Source organism: Rhodobacter sp. (assembly GCA_020637515.1).
Classification (GTDB): Bacteria; Pseudomonadota; Alphaproteobacteria; order Rhodobacterales; family Rhodobacteraceae; genus Pararhodobacter.
The window spans coordinates 1,195,104-1,219,216 of record JACKKG010000001.1; the positions used below are offsets into that span (position 1 = coordinate 1,195,104).

Consider the following 24,113-nt stretch of genomic DNA (forward strand, 5'->3'; position numbering starts at 1 on the left):
GATTAGTCGAGTCTTTTTATCAACCAAAGTGGCGCGCCACACCAGCGCCTTTTGCCGCAGTCGGCGACTGCGCGCTCTTGCCTGGGCCAGGCTGCGCGGCTTAAGCAACGAGAGCAAGGGCAGGAGGCACAGGATGGAAACGAGGCAACCGCAACCGCTGAAGGCGGCGGTGTGGATGTGTGGGGCGATCGTCTCGTTCATCCTGATGGCGGTCGCGGGGCGCGCGGTTCAGGTCGATCTCAGCACGTTCGAGCTGATGTTCTGGCGGTCGCTGATCGGGCTGGGCATCGTGTCGGCGCTGATCTGGGTCCGGCACCGGAACTTTGCCCTGATCCGCACCGCCCACCCGGGCCTGCACCTGACGCGCAACGTCTTTCACTTCACCGGCCAGAACCTGTGGTTCTACGGGCTGACGATGATCCCGCTGTCGCAACTGGTGGCGCTGGAATTCACGATGCCGATCTGGGTTCTGCTGCTGGCCCCCATGCTGCTGGGCGAATCCCTGGACCGCACCAAGATCCTGGTCGCGTGCATCGGCTTCGCCGGCGTGCTGATCGTGGCGCAACCGGGGTCGAACGCGCTGAACCTCGGGCATCTGGCGGGGATCCTGGCAGCGATCGGCTTTGCGATGAACCTGATCTACACGCGCAAGATCATGCAGTTCAACACGGTGCTGTGCGTGCTGTTCTGGATGACCTTCAGCCAGGGGGCGATGGCGTTGGTGCTGGGACTGGCGACCGGCTTTCACTGGCCCCCCACGGCGCTGTGGCCCTGGCTGGCGGTGGTCGCGGTCACCGGGCTGACCGCGCATTTCTCGTTGACCACGGCGCTGGGGCTGGCACCCGCGATGCTTGTCGCGCCGATGGAATTCGCGCGCCTGCCGTTGATTGCCCTGGTCGGAGTCTGGCTCTATGCCGAGCCGCTGGATCCGATGGTGTTCCTGGGCGCCGCGCTCATTTTTTCAGCGAATATCTGGAACCTGCGCGCATCTGCGGCAGGGGGTCGCAGAAAGCGTTGATCTGGCAACCAAACCAGGGGGTTCCGGTAAGAAAACCTTACCGATTGCAGGCCGTTCTCAAGCGAAATGGGTTTGCACAGGCCAATCGGTATGCTTTAACCAGACTATCACTGCGTTCGACGACGCAATGAGCACAATAATTCCTGGGAGGAAAAACATGGATCGTCGTTCTTTCCTGCGCGCCTCGACGGTTGGCGGCGCGGCGGCTGCGGCCACGTCGCTGGCGGCGCCGGCCATCGCGCAAGGGCGCACCACCTGCGTGATCGTCTCGACCTGGCCGCGCGGCTTTCCCGGTCTGGGCACCGGGGCCGAGCGTGTCGCGGCGCGGATCACCGAACTGACCGATGGCGCGGTGACCACCGAATACTACGCCGCCGGCGAGCGGGTCGGCGCCTTCGACGCGTTTGACGCGGTCTCGGCGGGCGATGCGCAGGCCTATCACGGCGCCGACTATTACTGGAAGGGCAAGCACCCGGCCTGGTCCTATGTGACCGCCGTGCCCTTTGGCCTGGTGGCGGCCGAACAGAACGCCTTTTTCAAGTATCTGGGCGGGCGCGAGCTGTGGGACGAGCTGGGCGACGAGTTCGGCATCAAGGGCTTCCACGCGGGCAACACCGGCGTGCAGATGGGCGGCTGGTTCAACAAGGAAATGAACTCGCCGGAAGATTTCCGCGGTCTCAGGATGCGTATCCCGGGCATCGGCGGCGACATGATGGCCAATATGGGTGTCTCGGTCGTGTCGCTTCCGGGCGGCCAGATCTATGAGAACCTGGTGTCGGGCGCGATCGACGCGACCGAATGGGTCGGCCCCTGGAACGACTATTTCCTGAACCTCTATCAGGCGGCGCGCTACTACTACTGGCCGGGTGTGCACGAGCCGGGCGCGGCGCTGTCGATGGGCTTCAACAAGTCGTGGCTGACCAGCCTGCCGAGCTGGCAGCAAGCCGCGATCGAGGCCGCCTGCGGCGAGGAAAACGACCGGATGCTGGCCGAATTCAACGCCAACAACGGCACCTATCTGGCTCGTCTGGTGAACGAGCACGGCGTGCAGCTGCGCGAGTTCAACGACGACATCTATGACGCCTTTGGCGTCGCGTCGGACCAGACCTTTGAAGCGATCCGCGCGCATTCGGATCTGGCGAACCGGATGCACGAGGCCTTCCTGGCCGCGCGCGAAAACGCCGGTGGCTGGATGAACATTTCGGACGTGCCCTATCTGCGCCAGCGCAACCGCGTTCTGGGCATCGATTGATCCGGTGACGCTGTAACGGACCAGGCCGGGCGCGCGCAACCAGCGTGCGCCCGGCTTTGTCGTAATGACCGCAAACGAACCCTCACAAGGGGTGGACCCGACCATGACCACCGCGACCGCGACGATCGGTCCCGCGCGCGACGCCACGGCCTTTGTGCTGCGTCTTTTCGCCTGGGGCATCGTGTTCGTCACCTTTGCCTTTCTCGTCGAGAATTATCTGATCCACTGGCTGGGCCTGCCGGGGGCGCGCGGCGTGTTCACGGGCGCGGGCGGCTACCTGGCGGCCGGGGTCTACGGGCTGGCCGGCGTGCTGGCGCTGGCGGCGGCGCGCAACCCGTCGCCGGACGGGCTGCGCGGTGACAGCGCCCGCATCACCGCGGTCGCGGGCTATATCGCGCGCGCGGCCTTCTGGATCGTGCTGCTGGTCGGAATCGCGGATTCCGTGATCTCGTTCCTGAGGGTCGAGGATCTTCTGAACGGGTTGGTCGGCCCCGATCTGGCGACCAGCCTGGGCCTGGCGCAATGGCGCGGGCCCTATGTGCACATGCCGCTGGCGGCGCTGGCGCTGGTCATCGCGTTCTTCACCCGGGGCGTCAGCTTTGTCTGGCTGTCGCTGCTGGTGGTGGTGGTGCAGCTGATCGTCGTTATCGGGCGCTTCGTGTTTTCCTATGAACAGGCCTTCATCGCCGATCTGGTGCGGATGTGGTATGCGGCGCTGTTCCTCTTTTCCTCGGCCTATACGCTGGTCGAGGAAGGGCATGTGCGGGTGGACGTGTTCTATGCCTCGATGGGGACGCGGACAAAGGCACTGGTCAACGGCATCGGCGCGGTGGTGCTGGGCATGTCGCTGATGTGGGTCATCCTGGTGCTGGGCACCGCGACCCGCGCCAGCCCGATCATCGGCCCGTTCATCAGCTACGAACAAGGCCAGCAGACCTATGGCCTGGCCACCAAATACTGGATGGCGGCCTATCTGGCGATCTACGCTGTGCTGATGATGGTGCAATTCGCAGCGATGGTGCTGAAGTCCGGCGCCGACTGGCGCGAAGAACCCGAACCCACCACCCTTTCGGCGACCCCTGCGACTGCCAAGGCGGATTGAGCGACATGGAACTGGTCTTTCTCTGCATCCTCGTGCTGATGATGATGGTGGCGCTGGGCGTCGGCTTTCCGGTCGCCTTTGCGCTGCCGGGCGCGGCGCTGGTGACGATCGGGCTGGCGGCGGCCTCGGGGCTGGCCTTCGCGGGCGACAGCACCGCCTATTTCGGAACGGGCAGCGCCACCGAATGGATGACCGCCGGCGTCACCAACTTTCGCGGCGTCTACTGGGAGGCAAACCGCGACACGCTGATCGCGATTCCGCTGTTCGTGTTCATGGGCATCATGCTGCAACGCTCGCGCATCGCCGAGGAGTTGCTGGTCACGATGGCCAAGCTGTTCGGCCGCCTGCCGGGCGGGCTGGGCATTTCCGTGGTGCTGGTGGGCGCGCTGCTGGCCGCGACCACGGGCATCGTCGGCGCGACGGTGGTGGCGATGGGCCTTATCAGCCTGCCGGCGATGATGCGCAGCAACTATTCGCAGCCGCTGGCGACGGGGGTGATCCTGGCGTCGGGGACGCTGGGGCAGATCATCCCGCCGTCCATCGTGCTGATCATCCTGGCCGACCAGCTGGGGTCGGCGGTGGACACCGCCGGCCAGCTCAGGCTGGCCGAGTATCAGGCCGCGACCGGTGAATTCGCCATGCCGTCCGAGCTGTCGGTGATCCCGGCCTCGGCCGGCGACATGTTCATGGGGGCGCTGATCCCCGGGCTGATCCTGGTGGGGATGTATATCGTCTATATCCTGGGCTTCGCGCTGATCCGGCCGAAATCCGCCCCCGCCGTTCCGATCGAGGGGCAGATGGACCGCGCCTTCTGGGCCGAGGTCTTCTGGGCCACCGTGCCGCCGCTGCTGTTGATCGTTCTGGTGTTGGGGTCGATCCTGACGGGCGTGGCCACGGTGACGCAGGCGGGCGCGGTCGGTGCCGCCGGCGCCGCGGTGATGGCCGGATACAAGCTGCACGACGGGCCGCGCCGCTACTGGCCGGCGATCGTCGGCCTGCTGTCGCTGGCGGCGATCGCGGTGCTGGGGCGCAGCTACAACCTGAACATCCGCCAGCTCGACACCTCGGGCGATTACGCCGGTGTCGCCCTGGCCCTTGTCGCCGTGGGCTTTCTGGTCTGGTCCCTGGTCTGGAGCACCTGGCGCACCTGGCAATACCAGCGCACGCTTTACGCCGTGATGGTGGAAACGGCCAAGACCAGCGCGATGGTGTTCATCATCCTGATGGGCGCGGCGATGCTGATCGCGGCCTTCCGCGCCTTTGGCGGCGACCATCTGGTGACGGAATACCTGACCTCTCTGCCGGGCGGGTTCTGGGCGCAGTTCACCATCGTCATGCTGGTGATCTTCGTGCTGGGGTTCTTCCTGGACTTCATCGAGATCTCGATTGTCGTGGTGCCGATCACCGCGCCGATCCTGCTGATGAACCCCGAGGCGAACGTGACGGCGATCTGGCTGGGGGTGATGATCGGGATGAACATCCAGACCAGCTTTCTGACCCCGCCGTTCGGGTTTGCGTTGTTCTACCTGCGCGGCGTCGCCGACAAGACGGTCCGCACGTTGAGCATGTACAAGGGCGTCATTCCCTTCATCTCCATGCAGCTGATCGGGCTGGCGGTGGTGGGCTATGTCCCGCCGCTGGCGAACTACCTGCCGACGCGCATCGCGCTGTTGTCGGAAACCGCGCCGCCGCCGCGCAACCCGCGCCTTCAGGCCTGCATCGAGACCATCCTCGAACGCACCGTCCCGGCCCAACACGACGCGGTCATCGCGTTGATCGACCGGGTGCGGCAGGCCGATGCCTCGGCCCTGCCGCGCGGCCGGCAGCGCGATCTGGAGCGCGCGCTTGGCGGCTATGAGGACAGCTTCGCGCGCCTGGACGCGCTGGTCGCCGCGCAGGCCGATGTCGCCGCGGCGACCCCGGCCTATGAACCGCTGCACCGGATCGTGCGGCAGGTCCGGCAGGATCGCACGCGGCTGGCGGACCGTATCGCCGCGAACGAGACGCTGATCGGCCGGATGCACGGCGAGGACGAGGCCGCCGAGCGCGCCCGACTCGAGGCACGCAATGCGGCCTATCAGGCGCAGCTTGACGCGCTGGACGGGCAACTTCCCGCCGACTGGGAGGACCGCCACACCGCCTTCCGCGCCCTGACCCGGGCCGAGTCGGACGCGCGCCGGGCCTTCCAGCAGGCGAGTTCGCAAAGCTATGTCGCCATGCGCGACATCGCCGCCGAGATTGCCGCCGGCGACGGGTTCGCCGCGCTCAGGCCGACGGTCGAGAGCATCGTCGCGCGGGTGGGGCAGGCCGATCCCGAGGCCCTGGCCGAGGACTTGAGCACGATGGAATCCGGACTGGGCGAACTGGCGGGTTCGAACGATCTGCGCAGCGCGTCGAGCACCCTCAGGCGCTACCTGACGGGCCGCCGCGCCGATCCCGACCGCGCCGCCCAGGCCGCGCCCGACCTGCTGGCGCAACTGGACGCCGATATCGCCTGGCGCCAGGCCGCCGCGCAGGGCGGTCTGCTGGCCGCGTTGCAGTCCCTCGAGTCGCAGACGCGCGAGACGCTGGGCCTGCGGGAACAGGACCGCCTGCCGCGCGACCTGGCGCTGGAGGTGGCGGGCTGCCTGTCGCATCATCGCGATGTGTCGCTGCAATTCTGAGGGCGGAACCGGGGGGTTTGCCACCCCCCGGACCCCCCGGCGCGTATTTCCGACAAGATGATGGGGCGCGGTCGGCCCCGGTTGCAACCCCGGATCAGGAGTTGCATATAGGCGATGATCCAAGGGGTGTTGCCGATGAATTACCTGGAATTCGAGAAACCGCTGGCCGAGATCGAGGGCAAGGCGACCGAGTTGCGCGCGATGGCCCGCAACAACCCCGAGATGGATGTCGAGAAGGAAGCCGAGGCGCTGGACCGCAAGGCCGAGCAGATGCTGACCGATCTCTACAAGGGGCTGACCCCCTGGCGCAAATGCCAGGTGGCGCGGCACCCGGACCGGCCGCATTGCCAGGATTACATCGACGCGCTGTTCACCGAGTTCACGCCGCTGGCCGGGGACCGCAATTTCGCCGACGATCACGCGATCATGGGCGGGTTGGCCCGTCTGAACGACCGTCCGGTGGTGGTGATCGGGCAGGAGAAGGGCTCGGACACGAAATCGCGGATCGAGCGGAACTTCGGCATGGCCCGCCCCGAGGGGTATCGCAAGGCGATCCGTCTGATGGAGCTGGCCGACCGCTTCAACCTGCCGGTGGTGACCATCGTGGACACGCCGGGCGCCTATCCCGGCAAGGGCGCGGAAGAGCGCGGCCAGGCCGAGGCCATCGCGCGTTCGACCGAGAAATGCCTGCAGGTGGGTGTGCCGGTCGTTTCCGTGATCGTGGGCGAGGGGGGCTCGGGCGGGGCGGTGGCGTTGGCGACCGCCGACAAGGTTCTGATGCTGGAGCATTCGGTCTATTCGGTCATCACGCCCGAGGGCTGCGCGTCGATCCTGTGGAAGGATTCGGAAAAGATGCGCGAGGCCGCCGAGGCGATGCGCCTGACGGCGCAGGATCTGCTGAAGCTGGACGTCATCGACCAGATCATCCCCGAACCCCGGGGCGGCGCACAGCGCGACCGCGAGGCCGCCATTGCGGCCGTCGGCAAGGCGCTGAGCGCGACTCTGGACAAGGTCGCGGGCAAAAGCCGCGACGAGCTGATCGCGATGCGCCGGCGCAAGTTCCTGGACATGGGCCGCAAGGGGCTGGCGGCATGACAGACCTGCGCGTCCGGCCCTTTCAGCCGGGCGACGAGGGCGCGTTGACCGCGATCCTGAATGCGATCATCGCGGCCGGCGGGACCACCGCGTATGAAACCCCGTTCACCCCCGAACGGCTGCGCGCGACGCATCTGGACGGCGCGTCGGTGCTGTGCTGTCACGTCGTTCTCGACCGCGATCACCCGGTGGGCTTTCAGGTGCTGAATGCCAACCCGGCCCTGCCCGAGGGTTGGGGCGACATCGCCAGCTTCACGCGGCGCGATCCGCCGGTTCGGGGGGCGGGCACGGCCCTGTTCGCGGCAACCCGGGCCCGGGCAAGGGCGCTGGGGCTGAGCACGCTGAACGCGACCATCCGCGCGGACAATCGGCCGGGGCTGGCCTATTACGCCAAGATGGGCTTCGTCGATTACGCCCTGCGTCGGGCGGTGCCGCTGGCGGACGGGACGCCGGTGGACCGCATTCTGCGAAAACGCGCGCCCTGAGGCGACAGCGGCAGCGATGGGGGCAGCGATGGGGGCGGCCTCGATCCGGTCGTCCACACCGCCGAGGCGGGGGCCAAGGGCGCAAGCGATCAGCGCCGTTTGCGGGGCTTTTTCGGTTTGGGCATTGGCAGGTCCTGCCAGATCGCCCGAGCGACGGCGCGCAGATGCTCAGGGTCGTCCAGCAGCGCCGCGCCGATCAGATAGGGTTTCGATCCGGGATAGGCGGGGCCGGTTTCCGGCGAATCGATCAGCGCGCGGGCGCCGGATGTGTCCTTCAGGAACAGCGTGTCGTCGCAGATGAACCCCAGCACCTTGTCGTCGAGATACAGCGCGTATTCGCCGAACATCGCGCGCACGCGCGTCTCGCCGGTGCCCTCGAGCAGTTCCAGGATGTAGGCCGCGGTGTCAGGCTGCGTCGCCATGCGAGCCTCCGGGCAGGAAGCCGGCCTCGGCCATCAGCGCGTCCGAGCGATCCTCGACCACCTTTTCGACCTGACCGAGGAAGTCGCGCATGGGCTGGCCCGCGGGGATGAGGGGCAGGAAGTCGATCACCGCCAGACCCGGCTTGCGATAGATGCGCTGGCGCGGCCAGAAGACGCCGACGTTACACGCGACCGGCGCCACGGGCGTGCCCAGTTCCTGATACAGCACCGCGACGCCCACCTTGTAGGGCGGCTTGGCCCCGGGGGCGACGCGCGTGCCCTGGGGGAAGATGATCAGCTGTCCCGGTTCTTGCGTGCCGGACTGCACCTTGTCCACCATCGACTTGATCGCCGCGCCACGCCGGCCGCGATCGACCGGCACGCAGCCGATGCGCAGCGCATACCAGCCCAGGATCGGCGCCCAGACCAGTTGCTTCTTCATGATGAACTTGGGCCGCGGCAGGACGTTGCACAACAAGATGATGTCGAAAAAGCTCTGGTGTTTGGCGGCGATCATCACCTCGCCCGTCGGCACCGGGCCGCGCACCTCGGAGTTCAGGCCGATCATCCAGCGTGCGCTCCAGCGGACCCAGCCGGTCCAGGCGTGCACCGCCGCAAAGGCGCCTTTGCGGCTGACCAGCGCCCAGGGCAGGAACGCCACGGCCAGCACGACCATCGCCAGGTAGATCTGCACCGTGAACAAGAGCGATCTCAGCCATTGAAGCCCGTAGCGCATCAGCCTTCCCTTTTCAGCACCCGCCGCGCCGCGGCGCGGGTCGCAAGCCAGGCAATCCCCCCGGCTAGGGGGGGGATGACCAGCGGTGACAACCATCCGGCCCCGGCAAAGCCCAGGCCCGTCAGGAACCCGCTGTCCCCCGCGACGGGCAGCAGAGCAAAGGCGGCGATGCCCAGCAGCGTGCCGACGGTGGCGCCCACAAAGGCGCGGATCGCGAAACGGCGGGTAAAGGCGCGGGCGATGAACGCATCGCGCGCGCCCACCAGCCTGAGCACGCGGATCACCTGCGCGTTGGCCTCGAGCGAGGCGCTGGCCGCCAGCGTGACCATCGCCGCCATCATGCCGCCGATCAGCGCGACCGACAGCCAGGCGAGCAGCCGCAGGCTGTCGGCGGCCTGCACCAGCGGGCGCCGCCAGCGGGTGTGGTCGTCCAGCACCGCGCCCGGCGCCTCGGAGGCCAGCCTGAGCCTGAGTCCGGCTGCGTCAAAGCCCTGGGACGATTCGATGATCTCGATCATGCGGGGCAGCGCCAGGGATTCGAGCGGCAGGTCGGGCCCGAACCACGGTTCGAGCAGGGCGCGCTGTTCCTCGATATCCATCACCCGGGTCGAGGTGACGCCGGGCGTCGTGCGCAGGATCTCCAGCACCGCGGCGGTCTGCGCGCCGATCTGCGATGGCGGTGCCGACAGTCGCAGCGTGGCGCTTTGCGACAGCGTGTCCGACCAGCGTTGCGCCAGTTGCCCCGAGGACAGCGACAGCGCCAGCGCAAAGACCGCCAGGAACGCCATCGCCGCGGCCGTCGCACCGGTCACGATCGCGGTGATGCCCTTGTCGGGCACCACGCGCGCCGGATCGCCAAAGGGGGCGCGGGCGCCGCTCACAGGTCCGCCCCCGCGGCGTGCAACCCGCCATCGACGATTCGCAGCACGCGGGCCGACACAGCCGACTTGGCGTTGCGGATCAGCGTCATGTCGTGGGTCGCGATCAGCACGGCGGTGCCCATGCGGTTCAGTTCGATCAGCAGCCCCAGCAGCCGCTGCGACATGTCGGGATCGACGTTGCCGGTGGGTTCGTCGGCCAGCACCACCTCGGGCGACAGGATCACCGCGCGCGCCAGCGCCGCGCGCTGGCGTTCGCCGCCGGACAGCGTGGGCGGTAGGGCATCGGCCTGCGCGCCCAGCCCGACCCACCCCAGCAATTCGCGCAGGTCGTTCAGCGGCACGGTGCGGCCGGTCGCCGTGAACGGCAGCGCGACGTTCTCTGCCAGTGTCAGGTGGTCCAGGAACTGGCAATCCTGATGGATCACGCCGATCCGCCGGCGCGTATCGGCCAGCCCGTCGCGGCTGAGCCCACCCAGCGACTGGCCGAACAATTCGACCGTGCCCGCGCGCGGCTGCAATTCGCCGTAGCACAGCTTCAGCAAGGTGCTTTTGCCGGCGCCCGAGGGGCCCGTCAGAAAGTGAAAGGCCCCGGGGGCGATGTGCAGGTCGATCCCCCTCAGCAGCCCGCGCCCGCCGTAGTCGTGCGATACGTTTGCCAGTCGGATCACGCTAACCCCTCTTGCCCCTCCGAAACCGGGCTCCGCCCTTGGAAGTTGGTCTGGGGATTGCTACAACAACGGGACACCGTAGCCAATGGCCGAGGCAGGCGACGGGCGAAATTCGTCCTGTTGAGGAGAGCCGATGCGACTGACCTGTCCGAACTGCAATGCGCAGTACGAGGTGGATGAGAAGGTCATTCCCAAGGGCGGGCGCGATGTGCAGTGCTCGGCCTGCGGTCATACCTGGTATCAATACCCGATGGAGGTGGCGTTGCAGATGCGCGCCGCCGAACTGGATGACGACGACGAGGACGACGACCCCGTCGCGCCGACCCGGCCCGGCGACGGGTCCGGCGCCGCCGGTCTGTCCGCGGACCGGCCCCGGCAGCCCCCCCGGATCGACAAGACCGTGCTCGACGTGCTGCGCGAAGAGGCCGAGCGCGAGATGAGCGAGCGCAAGCGCGGCCAGCAGGGGCTGGAGACCCAGGGCGACCTGGGCCTGACCCGACCGACCCGGTCCAAGGCCGCGCCCTCGCGCATCTATGGCGAGGACGACCCGGCCCCGCCCGAACCCGAGCCCGGCCTGGCCGATGTGCCCGAGGACACCAATGTCGAGCCCGTTCGCCGCCGCAACCTGCTGCCCGATATCGAAGAGCTCAGCTCGACACTGGAGCCGGGTCGCGAACGGTCCGACGACGACGCGGACGATGCCGACGGCGGGGCCGAGACCAAGGGCTTTCGCCGCGGTCTGTCCACAGTCCTGCTGCTCGCGCTGGCATTGGTGATGCTGTATCTGCTGGCGCCGCTGATCGTCGCCTATGTGCCGGCGCTGCGCGGGCCGCTGTCCGCCTATGTCGGCCTGATCGACGGGCTCAGGGCCTCGGTCGCGGGCCTGTTGCGGGGGCTTCTGGGGGGGTGACCGGCGCCTGGCCGGCCCTGCCCGGCCCGGTTCAGCCGCCGCGCACCAGGCCCCAGATCAGCACCAGCCACGCCACGCCGGCGGCGATGGCGGTCACGGCCACCATCGCGCTGCCGCAGTCCTTTGCCTTTCCGGCCAGCGGGTGCGACTCGTCTGTCACGAAATCGACAACCGCCTCGATCGCGGTGTTCGCCAGTTCCGCCGCCAGCAACAGAAGCCCCAGCGCCAGGATCAGCGCCCGTTCCGCCGGCGCCAGGGGCAGCGCAAAGGCCGCCACCGCCGACAGGATATTCGCCAGCGTCCATTGCCTGAGGGATTTTTCGCTGGTCCAGGCCGCTTGCCAGCCGTTCCAGGACCAGATGCAGGTCGATGCCAATCGCCGCAATTCGGCCCGCAGCCATGCCCGCATGAATACCTCCCCAGACGACGGATCGCGCTAGACTAGGGCGGAATGACGGAACTGTGAAGTGGGGGGCGGACCCCGCGGGGGGGCGCGTTACGCGCGGGTTTCCAGGGCCTCGATCCGGGCCTTGAGCGCCTCGTTTTCCTCGCGCGCTTTCTGGGCCATGGCGCGCACCGCGTCGAATTCCTCGCGCGTGACGAAATCGCGGTCGGCAAACCAGCGGTCCATCAGGCTTTTGACGGCGGTTTCGGCCTCGGTCCGGGCGCCGTGGGCCACGCCCATGGCGTTGGTCATCAGTTTCGACAGGTCATCGAAGATCCGGTTTCCGGGCTGCATGATGAACTCCTCAGGCTGGTTCCGCGTCTATATGGGACGAGGCCGGGCGATGCGCAAGGTTGACTTCCCCGCACCGTCACGGGAAACCCGGGACACCCCCGCGATCGAGGACCCCTCATGCCCTTCGTGATCGACTTTCCCGCCTTTCTGCACCCTGAGATCTTCTCGTTGCAGCTGGGCGGCTTCACCCTGGCGTTGCGCTGGTATGCGCTGGCCTATATCGCCGGCTTCGTCATCGGCTGGCGGCTGATCCTGGCGGCGATGCGGCGGCCGCACTGGTGGCCCCACGGCCGCGCGCCCATGACCCCCGAACAGGTCGAGGCCCTGCTGACCTGGATCATCGTCGGCGTGATCCTGGGCGGGCGTCTGGGGTTCGTGCTGTTTTATCAGCCCGGCTATTACCTGGCCCACCCCGCCCGTATCGTGCAGGTGTGGGAGGGGGGGATGTCCTTTCATGGCGGCCTTCTCGGGGCGACACTGGCGGGTTTCGTGTTCGCCTGGCGGCAGGGGATCGCCGCGTCGGCGGTGGGCGATTCGATGGCCATGGTCATTCCGGTCGGGCTGGGCCTGGGGCGGATCGCGAATTTCATCAACGCCGAGCTGTGGGGACACCCCACGACCCTGCCCTGGGGGGTGGTCTTTCCCGGCGCCGGCGGCGTCTGTCCGCCCGACTGGCTGCTGATCTGCGCGCGCCATCCCACCCAGTTATATGAGGCCGGGATGGAGGGCGTGCTGCTGGGGCTGGTGCTGTGGGTCCTGGTCACCCGGCTGGGCGCGCTGCGCCACCCCTGGCGCGTCACCGGAAGCTTCCTGACCGGCTATGCCCTGGCCCGCATCGTGGTCGAAGTCTGGCGGATGCCCGACGACCAGTTTCTGGCGGTCGATCCGGCGGGATACGTGATCCGCCTGGGCGAGTTCGGGCTGACCATGGGGCAGACCCTCAGTCTGCCGATGCTGGCGGTGGGCCTGGGGCTGATCCTGTGGTCGCGGCGGCGCGCATGACGGCGCTGGCGGCGCTTCTGGCGCGGCGCATCGCCGTCAGCGGGCCGATGCGGCTGTCCGATTACATGGCCGAATGCCTACTGAACCCGCTGCACGGCTATTATGCCACCCGCGATCCGCTGGGTGCGGCGGGCGATTTCACCACCGCGCCGGAAATCAGCCAGATGTTCGGCGAGTTGATCGGCCTGTGCCTGGCGCAATCCTGGCTGGATCAGGGCGCGCCCCGCGCCGCCCTGGCCGAGGCCGGACCGGGGCGCGGCACCCTGATGGCCGACATCTGGCGGGCGACGCGCGGCGTGCCGGGGTTCCACGAGCGCGTGACGCTGCACCTGATCGAGGCCTCGCCCGTCCTGCGGGCCGCGCAAGCCGCGCGGCTTGCGGGCGCGCCCGCCACCTGGCACGACAGCGTGGACGCGCTGCCCGATGCGCCGCTGTGGTTCGTCGCCAACGAATTCTTCGACGCGCTGCCGATCCGCCAGTTCCACCGCGCCGGCGATGGCTGGCGCGAGGTGGTGGTGGGCGTGCAGGGCGAGCGGCTTGCACCTGGACTGACGCCGCCCGCGCCACTGGCCGACCTGGCGCATCGCCTGGCCGACACCCGCGACGGCGACATCGTCGAAACCTGCCCCGCCGCCCGCCCGGTGATGCAGGCCATTCAGCAGCGTATCGCGGCGCATGGCGGGGCTGCGGTGATCGTCGATTATGGCGGCTGGCACAGTCTGGGCGACACCTTCCAGGCGATCGAAGACCACGCCTTTGCCGATCCCTTTGCCAACCCGGGCCGTGCCGACCTGACCGCGCATGTGGATTTCGAGGCGCTCGCCCTGGCCGCCGGCGGACTGAGCGCCAGCGCGCTGATGCCGCAGGGCGCGCTGCTGCGCGCGCTGGGGATCGACGCCCGGGCGCAGCGGCTGGCGCGGGGGTTGGGCGGCGCCGCGCTGGAACAGCACCAGGCCGCGTATCGCCGCTTGACCCACGCGCAGGAAATGGGAACGCTGTTCAAGGCGCTGGCCCTGGTTCCGCCGGGGGCGCCGCTGCCGCCGGGTTTCGCGCCCGCAACCGCCAAAGGTTCTGAGACATGACGCTGGAGATCCTGACCTCGGATTCGCTGTCGCCCTTGATGCACGGGTTCTTCACTCGAAAGGGGGGGGCGTCCTCGGGGATCTTCGCCGGGCTGAATTGCGGCGCCGGATCGTCCGATCAAAGCGACATCGTCGCCATCAACCGCGCCCGCGTGGCGCAGGCGCTGGCGGTGCCCAGCGACGCGCTGGTCGGCGTGCACCAGATGCATTCGGCCGACGTGGTCACCGTGACGCGCGCCGGCCCGCAGGGCAAGGCTGACGCGATGGTCACCGACGTGCCGGGCCTGGCGCTGTCGATCCTGACCGCGGATTGCATGCCCGTCCTGCTGGCCGATCCGCAGGCGGGCGTGATCGGGGCCGTCCACGCGGGCTGGAAGGGCGCGCTGGCCGGGGTGCTGGAGGCCACGCTTGACGCGATGGAGGGGCTAGGCGCGGACCGGGGCGACACCTGCGCCGTCATCGGCCCCTGCATCAGCCAGGCCGCCTATGAGGTCGGCCCTGAATTCCTGGATGCCTTTACCGCCGAAGACCCGGACAACGCCTGGTTCTTTGCCAACGGGCAGGGCGACCGCTACCTGTTCGACCTGCCGGCCTATGGCCTGAGCCGGCTGCGCGCCGCCGGAATCGGTCAGGCGGAATGGACGCGGCACTGCACCTATGCGGACCCGGCGCTGTTTTATTCCTATCGCCGCAAGACCCACGCGGGCGAGGCCGATTACGGGCGGTTGATTTCGGCCATTCGGCTGTAGTCGGTGCACAATTACCGTGCGGATGCCCTTTTTCCGCCCGATTTCCCCGCCACAACGGTCTGAGACAGGCGCCGAAGCGCGCCCGCAATCAAGGACCGAGTCAATGGCAAAGCCCTCACGCTGGACCCAATGGGTGATTTCCGAAAGCGCCGATCCGCGCGTTCCGATGCCCTGGAACCGCCGGGCCGAGGTGCGCCACGACCGCCGGCCCCGCCCGCTGTTCGTGCCGGCCTGATCGCCCGCAATTTGCGGGGAATTGCCCGGCGCGGTTCCCTTTGACGGCGACCTCTCGACAGGCCCAGATACCCGGGTCCGGCATAGCGCCGGGGTTAACCGGGTAATGGTCATGGTCAAAGTCTCTCTTGCCGAAGGTATCGGCACGTTCATTCTGGTGTTTTTCGGGGTCGGTTCCGCGGTGCTTATGGGGCCGCATATCGGCCATCTCGGCATCGCTCTGGCCTTTGGCCTGTCGATCGTTGCCGCGGCCTATGGGTTGGGGGCGATTTCGGGCGCGCATCTGAACCCGGCCGTGTCGTTGGGGGCGCTGGTCGCCGGCAAACTGAACGCGCGCGGATTTGTGCTGTATGTCGTCTCGCAACTGGTGGGCGCCGCCGTGGGCGCGCTGGTCGTGTGGCTCATTGCCTCGGGGAGGGCGGATTACGACGTCGCCACCAACGGCCTGGGCCAGAACGGCTGGGGCGCGGGGTATGGCGATGGCTACACCCCGGTCGCGGCCTTCGTGTTCGAGACGGTGGCGACCTTTCTCTTCGTCCTGGTGATCCTCGGCGCGACGCACGCCTCGGCGCCGGTCGGCTTTGCCGGGCTGGCGATCGGCCTGACGCTGGCGGGCATCCACCTGGTCGGCATCAGCGTCACCGGCGTGTCGGTCAATCCCGCGCGCTCGTTCGGTCCGGCACTGTTTGCGGGCGGTCAGGCGCTGTCGCAACTGTGGCTGTTCTTCCTGGCCCCGGCGCTGGGCGCGGTGCTGGCGGGGTTGCTCTACCGCGCCGAACTGACCCGCGCCGACGCGCGCCCCTGAACGCGCGCCCCTGACCGGAGGGGATCACAGTTGCCGTCGCGCCGCCAGCGCGGCGGCAATCGTGCCCTCGTCCAGATAATCGAGTTCGCCGCCCATCGGCACGCCCCGCGCCAGCGCGCTGACGGCAACCCCCGTGGGGGCCAGCGATTCGGCGATGTAATGCGCGGTGGTCTGCCCTTCGACCGTGGCGTTGAGGGCCAGGATCACCTCGTGCACCCCCTCGTCGCGCACGCGTTCGACCAGGGCGGGAATGCGCAGCATCTCGGGGCCGATGGATTCCAGCGCCGACAGCGTGCCGCCCAGGACGTGGTAGCGGCCCTTGAAACCGCCCGCGCGTTCCATCGCCCAAAGGTCGGACACGTCCTCGACCACGCACAACGGGCCCGTCGCGCGGGACGGGTCGGCGCAGATCGGGCAGAGATCGTGGTCCGAGATATTGCCGCAGACCCGGCATTCGCGCGCGCTGTCGGCAACGCGGGTCAGGGCCTGCACCAGGGGCTCCAGCACCACGGCGCGCTTTTTCAGCATGTGCAGCACGGCGCGGCGGGCGCTGCGCGGGCCCAGACCGGGCAGCCGCGCCATCAGCGCGATCAAGGCCTCGATCTCGCCGGGCGCCGAGGTCATGTCACAGGCCCGGCAGGTTCATGTCGCGCGGCAGGCCCATGGATTCGGCCAGCTTGCCCATCTCGTCCTTGGCGCGGTCCTGCGCGCGGCTCTGCACGTCCTTGATCGCGGCCAGGATCAGGTCCTCGACCACTTCCTTGTCGTCGGCGTTGAAGATCGACGGGTCGATGCTGAGGCCGGTCAGCACGCCCTTGGCGTTCGCCGTCGCCTTGACCAGGCCGGCGCCGGATTCGCCTTGCACGACCAGGGTATCCAGCTCGGCCTGAAGATCGGCCATCTTCTGCTGCATCTCCTGCGCGGCCTTCATCATCTTGCCCATGTCGCCGAGGCCGCCAAGCCCCCCCAACCCTTTCAGCATGTCCTGCTCCTGTCGTGCGTGGATGAGGGGAAGATAGGGACCCGGGCGGCGGACCTCAATCCTCGAACGGGTCCCATTCGTCCTCGACCTCGGGCAGGGCCGATTCGGCGACCTGCTGCGCGGTTTCGGCCGGGGGCTTGAAACCGGCGATCCGGGCACCGGGAAATGCCGCGATCACGGCCTGGACCAGCGGGTCCTGCAACGCCCGCGCCCGGCGTTCGGCGGCCTCGGCGTCCTTTTGTTCGACGATGGTCTGGCCGCCACCCTTGCCGATCGACACGCCCCATCGCGCGCCGGTCCAGTGCTGTAGCCGCTGCGCCAGACGCGCGGCCAGATCGGCGCGGGCGGTTTCGGTCGGCTCGAATTCGATCCGGCCGGGGGAATAGCGCACCAGCCGCAGATCTCCCTCGACCTCGGTCAGAAGCTGGATGTCGCGCCGTTCGCGCAACAGGGCGACCACGCTGTCAAACGTCGCGAACTGCGCCAGTGCCGAGGGCGCGCCCGCCAGCGCCGCCTGCGCCCCGCCGCCACCCATCGGCACCGCACCGCGCCCCATCGCGCCGACCCCGCCACCGCCACCGCCAACACCCGGTGGCAGCGGCGCACCGCCCGGCCCGGGCGGCGGCGCGTCCTGAAGGCGGCGGATCAATTCGTCCGGCGTCGGCAGGTCGGCCACATGGGTCATGCGGATCACCGCCATCTCGGCGGCCATCATGGGGTTCGGCGCCTGCGCGACCTCTTCCAGCGCCTTGAGCAGCATCTGCCACATCCGCGCCAGCACCCGCAGGTCCAGACGGCCGGCCAGATCGGCGCCGCGCGTGCGCTCGTCAGGGCTGACGGTGGGGTCCTCGGCGGCTTCGGGCGTAATCTTGATGACGCTGACCCAATGGGTGATTTCGGCCAGATCGCGCAGCACCGCGACCGGGTCCGCCCCGTCCGCGTATTGGGCGGCCAGTTCCTGCAACGCGCCGGCGGCATCGCCCCGCAGCACCGATTCGAACAGGTCCATGACGCGGCCCCGATCGGCCAGGCCCAACATCGCGCGCACCTGGTCGGCGCCGGTTTCGCCCGCGCCATGGCTGATCGCCTGATCGAGCAGGCTCATCGCGTCCCGCACCGAACCCTCGGCCGCGCGCGTGATGAGCGCCAGCGCCTCGGCGCTGATCTCCGCCCCTTCCAGCCCGGCGATCTTCGCCAGATGGGCGATCATCACCTCGGGCTCGATCCGGCGCAGATCGAAGCGTTGGCAGCGCGACAGAACGGTGACGGGAACCTTGCGGATTTCGGTGGTGGCAAAGATGAATTTCACATGCGGCGGAGGCTCTTCCAGCGTCTTCAGCAGCGCGTTGAAGGCGCTGTTCGACAGCATGTGCACTTCGTCGATGATGTAGATCTTGTAGCGCGCGCTGGCGGCGCGATAGGCCACGGAATCGATGATCTCGCGGATGTCGTTGACGCCGGTGCGGCTGGCCGCGTCCATCTCGAGCACATCGACATGCCGCCCCTCGGCGATCGCCCGGCACGAATCGCACTGGCCGCAGGGTTCGGTCGTGGGGCCGCCCGCGCCATCGGGGCCGGTGCAGTTCAGCCCCTTGGCGATGATCCGCGCGGTGGTCGTCTTGCCGGTGCCGCGGATGCCCGTCATGATGAAGGCGTGATGGATGCGGTCCGCCGCAAAGGCGTTCTTCAGCGTGCGCACCATCGCCTCTTGCCCGATCAGGTCGGCAAAGGTTTCGGGGCGGTATTTGCGGGCGAGAACCTGATAGGTCTGGGTCATGGCCGTCCTTTCGGCCGCAGACTAGCCCGCAAGCCCGCCGCAGACCAGAGGCCAGTTTCCCGGCCGCCGGCGCGCGCGATCACGGGGCGGGCGGGGCGCCCGATCCACCGTCGTCCAGGCTGAGCCCGTCCAGGCTTGCTGCCGGGGCCGAGGCCACCAGCGCCGGGATCCGGCCGAACGACCCCGAGACGGTGACCGCGCAGCCCGGAATGCCCCAGTAGTTCTGGATCCGCAGGCGCAGGAACACCAGCGCGGTGTCGGGGCCGAACGTGCCGTTCACGGGATACAGCACGTCACGACGCAAGACGCGGATGCGCGGGTTGGTCGGATACAGCGAATGCGAGGCCGAAAAGATCTGCCGGCCGATCGCGGAATAGAAACTGTTCGAGCGTTCCAGATGCGCCCAGCGGCGAAACAGGACCGTGCCGTCAGTGAAGGTCAGGCTGACTTCGGACGGATTTCCGAATTCTTCGCCCGGGCGATAGTGGAACCGCCCGTAACTGACCCTCGAGGTGATCGACGGATTGGACGGGCTGCACTCCTGGGTATAGTTGTAGATGGCACCGCCGCCAAGGAACGTCTGCGCCGCCGCGGTCGTCGCGGTGCCCAGCATCAGGGCAGCGCAGGCGCAGGCGGCAAGTCGGCTGAGGATCGTTTTTCCGGTCATGAGAAAGGCTCCGTGAAGATCGTGCGCGCGCGCGACATGTGGCTGTCCCGGCGCGAGGCAGGGAGGCGCCGCGCGGCGTCCGGTTTCAAATCTGGTGCAGGAACACGCTGAAAACGGCCGAGCATCCGGCCAGGTCATCCATGTTGTCGATCTGGAAATTCAGAAAGCGATCCGCGCTGTCGGCTTCGGTAAAGGCCGGTGGAGGCTGGAATGTCACCGTCATCACGTTGTTCGGCACCCAGGCGTCACCGCCACCGCCCACCACGGCGAACCAGGTGACCTGGACGGGCGTGCCATAGCTCCACCCGCTGGGAATGGTCAGGTGAAACGCATAGGTGTTGTAGCTGAGGCTGATCGTATCGTTGGTCGGCGAATTGCCGGGCAGGCCACCGGGCCGGTATCGGCCCACCAGGGCGCTGCCATCGGTGGGCAGATAGCCATAGGCCTCGCAGCCCGAATAATTCCCCACGACGCCCCCGCCATGAAATTCGGTCACCGCTCCGGCCTGCGTGAAACTGCCCGCCGCCAGGAAAACCGCCGTGGCAAAGGAAAAATAGGACCTTGTCATGAACACCCCCCCCAAAGATCGTCAGAATAGGTCGATTGTGGGTGCTGATGACCGCAGCGTCAACATTTCCCTGCCCCGGGGCGCGAATGATGCGATTCCAACACAATTCTGGCGCGACAGAACGCACCGCGCGGCGCGCGCGGTGTCTGGTGCCGAGGGGCGGCCCGGGCCGGCCCGCCTGCGCATTGGCGACGGCTTGCCAACCCGGGTGGGGGCGTGGGTCAGGCGCCGATCTTCAGGACGATCTTGCCCACATGCTGCGAGCTTTCCATGCGGCTGTGTGCCTGTGCCGCCTGGTCCATCGGGAACTCGCTGTCGATCACCGGCGCGATCCGCCCCGAGGCCAGAAGCGGCCAGACCTCGCGTTCCAGCGCCTCGGCGATGCGGGCCTTGGCGGCGACGGATTGCGGGCGCAGGGTCGATCCGGTGATCGTCAGCCGCCGGGTCATGACCTGGGCAAAGTTCAACGCGACCTTGGGGCCCGACAGAAAGGCGATCTGAACCAGCCGTCCGTCATCGGCCAGCGCCTGGACGTTGCGCGGCAGGTAGTCGCCGCCGACCATGTCCAGGACGACATGCGCGCCGCCCTCGGCTTGCAGGACGGTGACAAAATCCTCGGCCCGGTAATTGATCGCGCGCTCGGCGCCCAGCTTCAGGCAGGCGTTGCACTTGTCATCCGACCCGGCGGTGGTGAACACCCGCGCGCCGCGCGCGGCGGCCAGCTGGATCGCCGTCGTGCCGATGCCCGAACTGCCGCCATGCACCAGGAACCGTTCCCCGGCCTTCAGCGCGCCCCGGTCGAACACATTGGTCCAGACGGTGAAGAAGGTCTCGGGCAGGCAGGCGGCGGCGCGCAGGTCCATCCCGTCGGGCACCGGCAGCGCGTGCACGGACGGGGTGGCGACATATTCGGCATAGCCGCCACCGGGCAGCAGGGCGCAGACCCGGTCCCCCTCGCGCCAGCGGCCGACGCCGGGGCCGACCGCGGCCACCACGCCCGAGGCTTCCAGTCCGGGCAGGTCCGAGGCCCCGGGTGGCGGGGCATAGGCCCCCGCGCGTTGCAACGCGTCGGGCCGGTTCACGCCGGCATAGGCCACGCGGATCACGATCTCGCCCTCGCCGGGAACCGGGACGGCGCGGCTGGCGGGGGTCAGCACCTCGGGCCCGCCGGGCCGGGAAATCTCGATCACGCGCATCATGTGCGATTGGGGCGGCATGGGGGTCTCCGTTTGATTGCGGCAAAGTCGAATGTCGGATCGCGGTGGCGGCGCGGTGGCGGAAAGATCGTTCCCGGGCCGCGGCTCAGTCCTGCCAGGTGCCGGGCATCGGCCCCGGGGGCTGCGGCTTGCGCAGCCCCTCGAGCACGCGCAGGGGCAGGCCCAGCGTGGCGTTCAGCACCGGCGAGGCCTTGATCCTGGCCTTGGTTTGCTCAAAGCGCATCACGTCCTCGATCCGGCGATCCAGAAAGGCCCAGGTGTCGGCGGCGCCGTCGCTGTCGTCGCCCAGCCAATACAGCACCACCGACGAATAGACCCCCGCCAGGATTGCGCGCTTGGAATACCAGTTGCCGTCCACGCTGGTATCGCCCAACGCGGTCCAGATCGAATCGGCGGTGGCCCAGACGGCGCGCGCGGCCTCGGGCGCGTTCTGCGGCAGGGCCATCAGCGCGGCGGCCCGGCGCACCGCCTCGCGGTCGGCGCCCTCGAGCCGCAGCCGAACCGCCAGCGCGACCCGTTCGCGGAACCTGAGCGCGCCCAGGTCGCGGTCCGCCAGCGCGGCGATCATCCGCGCGTCACCCTGCCGGTGATAGGCCAGCGCCAGGTCCAGCCCGCCGCGCGGAAAGAGCGCCCGCGCCAGATCCGTGCCGACCGCGGCACTCTGGGCCGCCGCACGCAGCGTCGCTTCGGACCAGCCGTCAAAGGGCACGTGCGGCAGGGCGGCATCCAGAATGCGGGTGGCGGCGGGATCGGTCATGGCGGCCTCGGTGGCGGTTTGCCCACGGGGTATACCCCGATTCAGGCGTGGACAAGTCGCGCCGGCCTTGCTAAAGGGGCGCGTCCTGCAAATGACGTCACACTAGCTTAGAAAGGTGGTGAAAACCACATGCAGGTATCGGTTCGCGACAACAACGTCGAACAGGCACTTCGGGCGCTGAAGAAAAAACTCCAGCGCGAGGGTGTGTTTCGGGAAATGAAGCTGAAGCAGCATTTCGAGAAACCCTCTGTCAAGAAGGCCCGTGAACAGGCCGAGGCGATCCGCCGCGCGCGCAAGCTGGCGCGCAAGAAGGCGCAACGCGAAGGCATGCTCTGACCGGTTTCGCCCCTCGGGGCGACGGATAGAACCCCCGGGCCGCAAGGCGCGGGGGTTTTTCGTTGCGCCCCTGTGCTTTGGGGGAATTGACGTGGCGAACGCCCTCGCGGACAAGGGCTCATGTCCGTTGCACCCCTGCCTTCGCCGCCCCGCGTGCTGATCGTCGCCGACAACGCTTCGGCCGCGTTCGGCGGCGAAGCGATCCTGCCGCTCAAGTATTTCACGCTGCTCGCCCGGCGCGGCCGGGACGTGCGCCTGATTACCCACGCGCGCAATCGCCCGGCGCTCGAGGCCGCCTTTCCCGACCTCGCGGCGCGCGTGCTCTATTCGCCCGATACCGCCGCGCACCGCTGGCTCTGGCGGATCGGCAGCCGGTTTCCCGGCGCGATCCGCGATCATCTGTTCGGGAATCTGATGGGCCTGGTGACCGGCTGGCAGCAACGCCGCATGGCGCAGGCGCTGATCCGGGCCGGCGGCATCGACCTGGTGCACCAACCGATCCCCGTCTCGCCCGCCGCGCCGTCCCTGCTGTTCGGTCTGGGCGTTCCGGTGATTATCGGGCCGATGAATGGCGGCATGAGCTATCCCCCGGGCTACGCGGATTTCGAAGGCCGCGCGGCGCAGCTTTTCGTCGCCCTGGGGCGTCCGCTGGCCGGGGTGCTGAACCGGGTGATCCCGGGCAAACGGCGCGCGCGGCTGCTGCTGGTCGCGAATGCGCGCACGCGCGATGCGCTGCCGGTGCGCAACCGCCCGGTGGTGGAGCTGATGGAAAACGGTGTCGATTTCACGCTGTGGCCGCAAGCCGGCGCGCGGCCGGCGCCGCAGGGACCGCTGAAACTGGTGTTCATGGGGCGGCTGGTGCGGCTCAAGGCGGTCGATGTGACGCTTCAGGCCCTGGCCCTGCACCGGCAGGCGCATCCCGACCGGCCGGTGACCCTGGCGATCCTGGGCGACGGGCCGGAACTCGGGGCGCTTCAGGCTCAGGTGCAGGCGCTGGGGCTGGACGACGCGGTGACGTTCCACGGGTTTCTGCCGCAAGCCTCGTGCGCCGCGCATCTGGCCGCCGCCGACGCGCTGGTTCTGGCCAGCCTGCGCGAATGCGGTGGCGCGGTGGTGCTCGAGGCGATGGCGATGGGGCTGGCGGTGATCGCGTCGGACTGGGGCGGGCCAGCGGGCTACCTGACGCCCGACACCGGGATCCTGGTGTCCCCGGTGCCGCGCGCGGGATTCGCCGACCGCCTGGCCGAGGCGATCGGCACCCTGGCGCGGGACCGCGCGGCGGCGCATGCGATGGGGTCGGCGGGCGCGGCCCGTGCGCGGGCGGAATTCGACTGGCAGCACAAGATCGACACGATCGAAACGCTGTATCGGCAGGCGCTGACGGACCAGGGCGGGCGCGCGCCCCGGGTCAGAGATCCAGCGCGGTCGTCTTGACCACGGTGCGCAGGGCAAAGGACGATTGCATCTGCGCCACGCCCGGCAGACGCGCCAGATACTGGCGGTGGATGCGGGCGAAATCCTCGGTATCCTCGACCATCAGTTTCAGCAGGAAATCGGCGCTGCCCGCCATCAGGTGGCATTCCAGCACGTCGGGAATGCGCGCGACCGCCCGTTCAAAGGCGTCCAGCACCTCGTCCGACTGGCCGTTCAGCGTAATCTCGACGAAGACGGTGGTCGGCTTGCCGATCCGGCGCGCATCGACCAGCGCGACATAGGCGGAAATGAACCCCTCGGTCTCGAGCCGCTGCACCCGCCGGTGGCAGGCCGAGGGCGACAAGGCGATCCTTTCGGCCAGATCGGCGTTGGATATCCGCCCCTCGCGCTGAAGGACCTGAAGGATGCGTCGGTCTGTCGGGTCTAGCTGCATTGCAGCGCAACTTTCATCGAAAAATCTGCGGTTCGGTCGAAGCCTCTTGCAAGTCTCTTGGTGTTTTAGGGGAAAAAATCAAGCAGTTTCGCGGAAATT

The 24,113-nt window shown here is 68.4% G+C and carries 27 protein-coding genes; 13 read left to right on the forward strand and 14 right to left on the reverse strand.

All coding sequences use genetic code 11. From position 1 onward, the window contains the following. Nucleotides 1-175 precede the first annotated feature (175 nt). The 6 genes from H6900_05765 to H6900_05790 all read left to right on the forward strand — a co-directional run bounded on the left by H6900_05765 (nt 176) and on the right by H6900_05790 (nt 7,615). A complete protein-coding gene (locus H6900_05765) occupies nt 176-1,018 on the forward strand; it encodes a DMT family transporter (GenBank protein ID MCC0072779.1) in 843 nt (280 codons plus the stop codon). A 157-nt stretch (nt 1,019-1,175) separates the two neighbouring features. Then, complete coding sequence (locus H6900_05770; GenBank protein MCC0072780.1) at nt 1,176-2,270, forward strand: TRAP transporter substrate-binding protein; 1,095 nt, start codon at nt 1,176-1,178, stop codon at nt 2,268-2,270. Between the two features lie 64 nt (nt 2,271-2,334). Continuing rightward, nucleotides 2,335-3,372: a TRAP transporter small permease subunit gene (locus H6900_05775; protein MCC0072781.1), complete on the forward strand. Its 1,038-nt coding sequence runs from the start codon at nt 2,335-2,337 to the stop codon at nt 3,370-3,372. A gap of 5 nt (nt 3,373-3,377) precedes the next feature. Next, nucleotides 3,378-6,035: a TRAP transporter large permease subunit gene (locus H6900_05780; GenBank protein ID MCC0072782.1), complete on the forward strand. Its 2,658-nt coding sequence runs from the start codon at nt 3,378-3,380 to the stop codon at nt 6,033-6,035. Between the two features lie 135 nt (nt 6,036-6,170). Beyond that, entirely contained in the window at nt 6,171-7,130 is a 960-nt protein-coding gene (locus H6900_05785; protein ID MCC0072783.1) for an acetyl-CoA carboxylase carboxyltransferase subunit alpha, read from the forward strand. After that, nucleotides 7,127-7,615, forward strand: coding sequence for a GNAT family N-acetyltransferase (locus H6900_05790; GenBank protein ID MCC0072784.1), 489 nt, complete (start codon nt 7,127-7,129; stop codon nt 7,613-7,615). Before H6900_05785 ends, H6900_05790 begins: the two co-directional genes overlap by 4 nt. An 89-nt stretch (nt 7,616-7,704) precedes the next feature. Here the strand turns inward: H6900_05790 and H6900_05795 are convergent, their stop codons facing one another. The 4 genes from H6900_05795 to H6900_05810 are packed head-to-tail and all read right to left on the reverse strand — an operon-like array spanning nt 7,705 to nt 10,322. After that, nucleotides 7,705-8,037, reverse strand: coding sequence for a TfoX/Sxy family protein (locus tag H6900_05795; protein MCC0072785.1), 333 nt, complete (start codon nt 8,035-8,037; stop codon nt 7,705-7,707). Then, nucleotides 8,021-8,773, reverse strand: a complete 753-nt coding sequence (locus tag H6900_05800) for a 1-acyl-sn-glycerol-3-phosphate acyltransferase (protein ID MCC0072786.1) — start codon at nt 8,771-8,773, stop codon at nt 8,021-8,023. The genes H6900_05795 and H6900_05800 overlap by 17 nt, the downstream gene beginning before the upstream one ends. Beyond that, complete coding sequence (locus H6900_05805; protein ID MCC0072787.1) at nt 8,773-9,654, reverse strand: cell division protein FtsX; 882 nt, start codon at nt 9,652-9,654, stop codon at nt 8,773-8,775. The genes H6900_05800 and H6900_05805 overlap by 1 nt, the downstream gene beginning before the upstream one ends. After that, a complete protein-coding gene (locus H6900_05810) occupies nt 9,651-10,322 on the reverse strand; it encodes an ATP-binding cassette domain-containing protein (GenBank protein MCC0072788.1) in 672 nt (223 codons plus the stop codon). Before H6900_05810 ends, H6900_05805 begins: the two co-directional genes overlap by 4 nt. Nucleotides 10,323-10,455: 133 nt before the next feature. Here H6900_05810 and H6900_05815 point away from each other — a divergent pair, with 133 nt between their 5' ends. Next, nucleotides 10,456-11,232, forward strand: coding sequence for a zinc-ribbon domain-containing protein (locus H6900_05815; GenBank protein MCC0072789.1), 777 nt, complete (start codon nt 10,456-10,458; stop codon nt 11,230-11,232). Between the two features lie 31 nt (nt 11,233-11,263). On the opposite strand, the gene H6900_05820 is transcribed toward H6900_05815, so the two are convergent. Further along, the gene (locus H6900_05820) at nt 11,264-11,641 is read right to left on the reverse strand and encodes a diacylglycerol kinase (protein ID MCC0072790.1); all 378 of its coding nucleotides are present in this window, start codon (nt 11,639-11,641) and stop codon (nt 11,264-11,266) included. Between the two features lie 87 nt (nt 11,642-11,728). Further along, nucleotides 11,729-11,971, reverse strand: coding sequence for an accessory factor UbiK family protein (locus H6900_05825; GenBank protein ID MCC0072791.1), 243 nt, complete (start codon nt 11,969-11,971; stop codon nt 11,729-11,731). 117 nt (nt 11,972-12,088) lie between these two features. Here H6900_05825 and H6900_05830 point away from each other — a divergent pair, with 117 nt between their 5' ends. The 4 genes from H6900_05830 (at nt 12,089) to H6900_05845 (ending at nt 15,843) form a co-directional block, all read left to right on the forward strand. Continuing rightward, nucleotides 12,089-12,973: a prolipoprotein diacylglyceryl transferase gene (locus tag H6900_05830; protein ID MCC0072792.1), complete on the forward strand. Its 885-nt coding sequence runs from the start codon at nt 12,089-12,091 to the stop codon at nt 12,971-12,973. Next, entirely contained in the window at nt 12,970-14,055 is a 1,086-nt protein-coding gene (locus H6900_05835) for an SAM-dependent methyltransferase (protein MCC0072793.1), read from the forward strand. The genes H6900_05830 and H6900_05835 overlap by 4 nt, the downstream gene beginning before the upstream one ends. Continuing rightward, entirely contained in the window at nt 14,052-14,804 is a 753-nt protein-coding gene (pgeF, locus tag H6900_05840; GenBank protein ID MCC0072794.1) for a peptidoglycan editing factor PgeF, read from the forward strand. The genes H6900_05835 and pgeF overlap by 4 nt, the downstream gene beginning before the upstream one ends. Nucleotides 14,805-15,150: 346 nt before the next feature. Further along, nucleotides 15,151-15,843, forward strand: coding sequence for an aquaporin (locus tag H6900_05845; GenBank protein ID MCC0072795.1), 693 nt, complete (start codon nt 15,151-15,153; stop codon nt 15,841-15,843). A gap of 24 nt (nt 15,844-15,867) precedes the next feature. Here H6900_05845 and recR read toward each other — a convergent pair whose 3' ends face one another. The 7 genes from recR to H6900_05880 all read right to left on the reverse strand — a co-directional run bounded on the left by recR (nt 15,868) and on the right by H6900_05880 (nt 21,811). After that, on the reverse strand, nt 15,868-16,467 hold the full coding sequence (gene recR / locus H6900_05850; protein MCC0072796.1) for a recombination protein RecR: 600 nt from the start codon (nt 16,465-16,467) through the stop codon (nt 15,868-15,870). Nucleotide 16,468: 1 nt separating this feature from the next. Next, nucleotides 16,469-16,825, reverse strand: coding sequence for a YbaB/EbfC family nucleoid-associated protein (locus H6900_05855; protein MCC0072797.1), 357 nt, complete (start codon nt 16,823-16,825; stop codon nt 16,469-16,471). 55 nt (nt 16,826-16,880) lie between these two features. Further along, a complete protein-coding gene (locus H6900_05860) occupies nt 16,881-18,602 on the reverse strand; it encodes a DNA polymerase III subunit gamma/tau (protein MCC0072798.1) in 1,722 nt (573 codons plus the stop codon). Nucleotides 18,603-18,681: 79 nt separating this feature from the next. Beyond that, entirely contained in the window at nt 18,682-19,269 is a 588-nt protein-coding gene (locus tag H6900_05865) for a hypothetical protein (GenBank protein ID MCC0072799.1), read from the reverse strand. Nucleotides 19,270-19,354: 85 nt separating this feature from the next. Continuing rightward, nucleotides 19,355-19,837 (reverse strand): hypothetical protein, encoded by a 483-nt coding sequence (locus H6900_05870; GenBank protein MCC0072800.1) that lies wholly within the window; start codon nt 19,835-19,837, stop codon nt 19,355-19,357. 221 nt (nt 19,838-20,058) lie between these two features. Next, nucleotides 20,059-21,033, reverse strand: coding sequence for an NAD(P)H-quinone oxidoreductase (locus tag H6900_05875; GenBank protein ID MCC0072801.1), 975 nt, complete (start codon nt 21,031-21,033; stop codon nt 20,059-20,061). Between the two features lie 106 nt (nt 21,034-21,139). Then, on the reverse strand, nt 21,140-21,811 hold the full coding sequence (locus H6900_05880) for a COQ9 family protein (protein ID MCC0072802.1): 672 nt from the start codon (nt 21,809-21,811) through the stop codon (nt 21,140-21,142). Nucleotides 21,812-21,940: 129 nt separating this feature from the next. On the opposite strand from H6900_05880, the gene H6900_05885 reads away from it, so the two are divergent. Together H6900_05885 and H6900_05890 are read left to right on the forward strand one after the other, a co-directional pair. Next, complete coding sequence (locus tag H6900_05885) at nt 21,941-22,147, forward strand: 30S ribosomal protein S21 (protein MCC0072803.1); 207 nt, start codon at nt 21,941-21,943, stop codon at nt 22,145-22,147. 120 nt (nt 22,148-22,267) lie between these two features. Beyond that, nucleotides 22,268-23,581 carry a glycosyltransferase family 4 protein gene (locus H6900_05890; protein MCC0072804.1) on the forward strand — a complete coding sequence of 438 codons (1,314 nt, stop codon included), beginning with the start codon at nt 22,268-22,270 and terminating at the stop codon, nt 23,579-23,581. On the opposite strand, the gene H6900_05895 is transcribed toward H6900_05890, so the two are convergent. Continuing rightward, entirely contained in the window at nt 23,556-24,014 is a 459-nt protein-coding gene (locus H6900_05895; GenBank protein MCC0072805.1) for an Lrp/AsnC family transcriptional regulator, read from the reverse strand. The genes H6900_05890 and H6900_05895 overlap by 26 nt on opposite strands. Between the last annotated feature and the right edge of the window lie 99 nt (nt 24,015-24,113).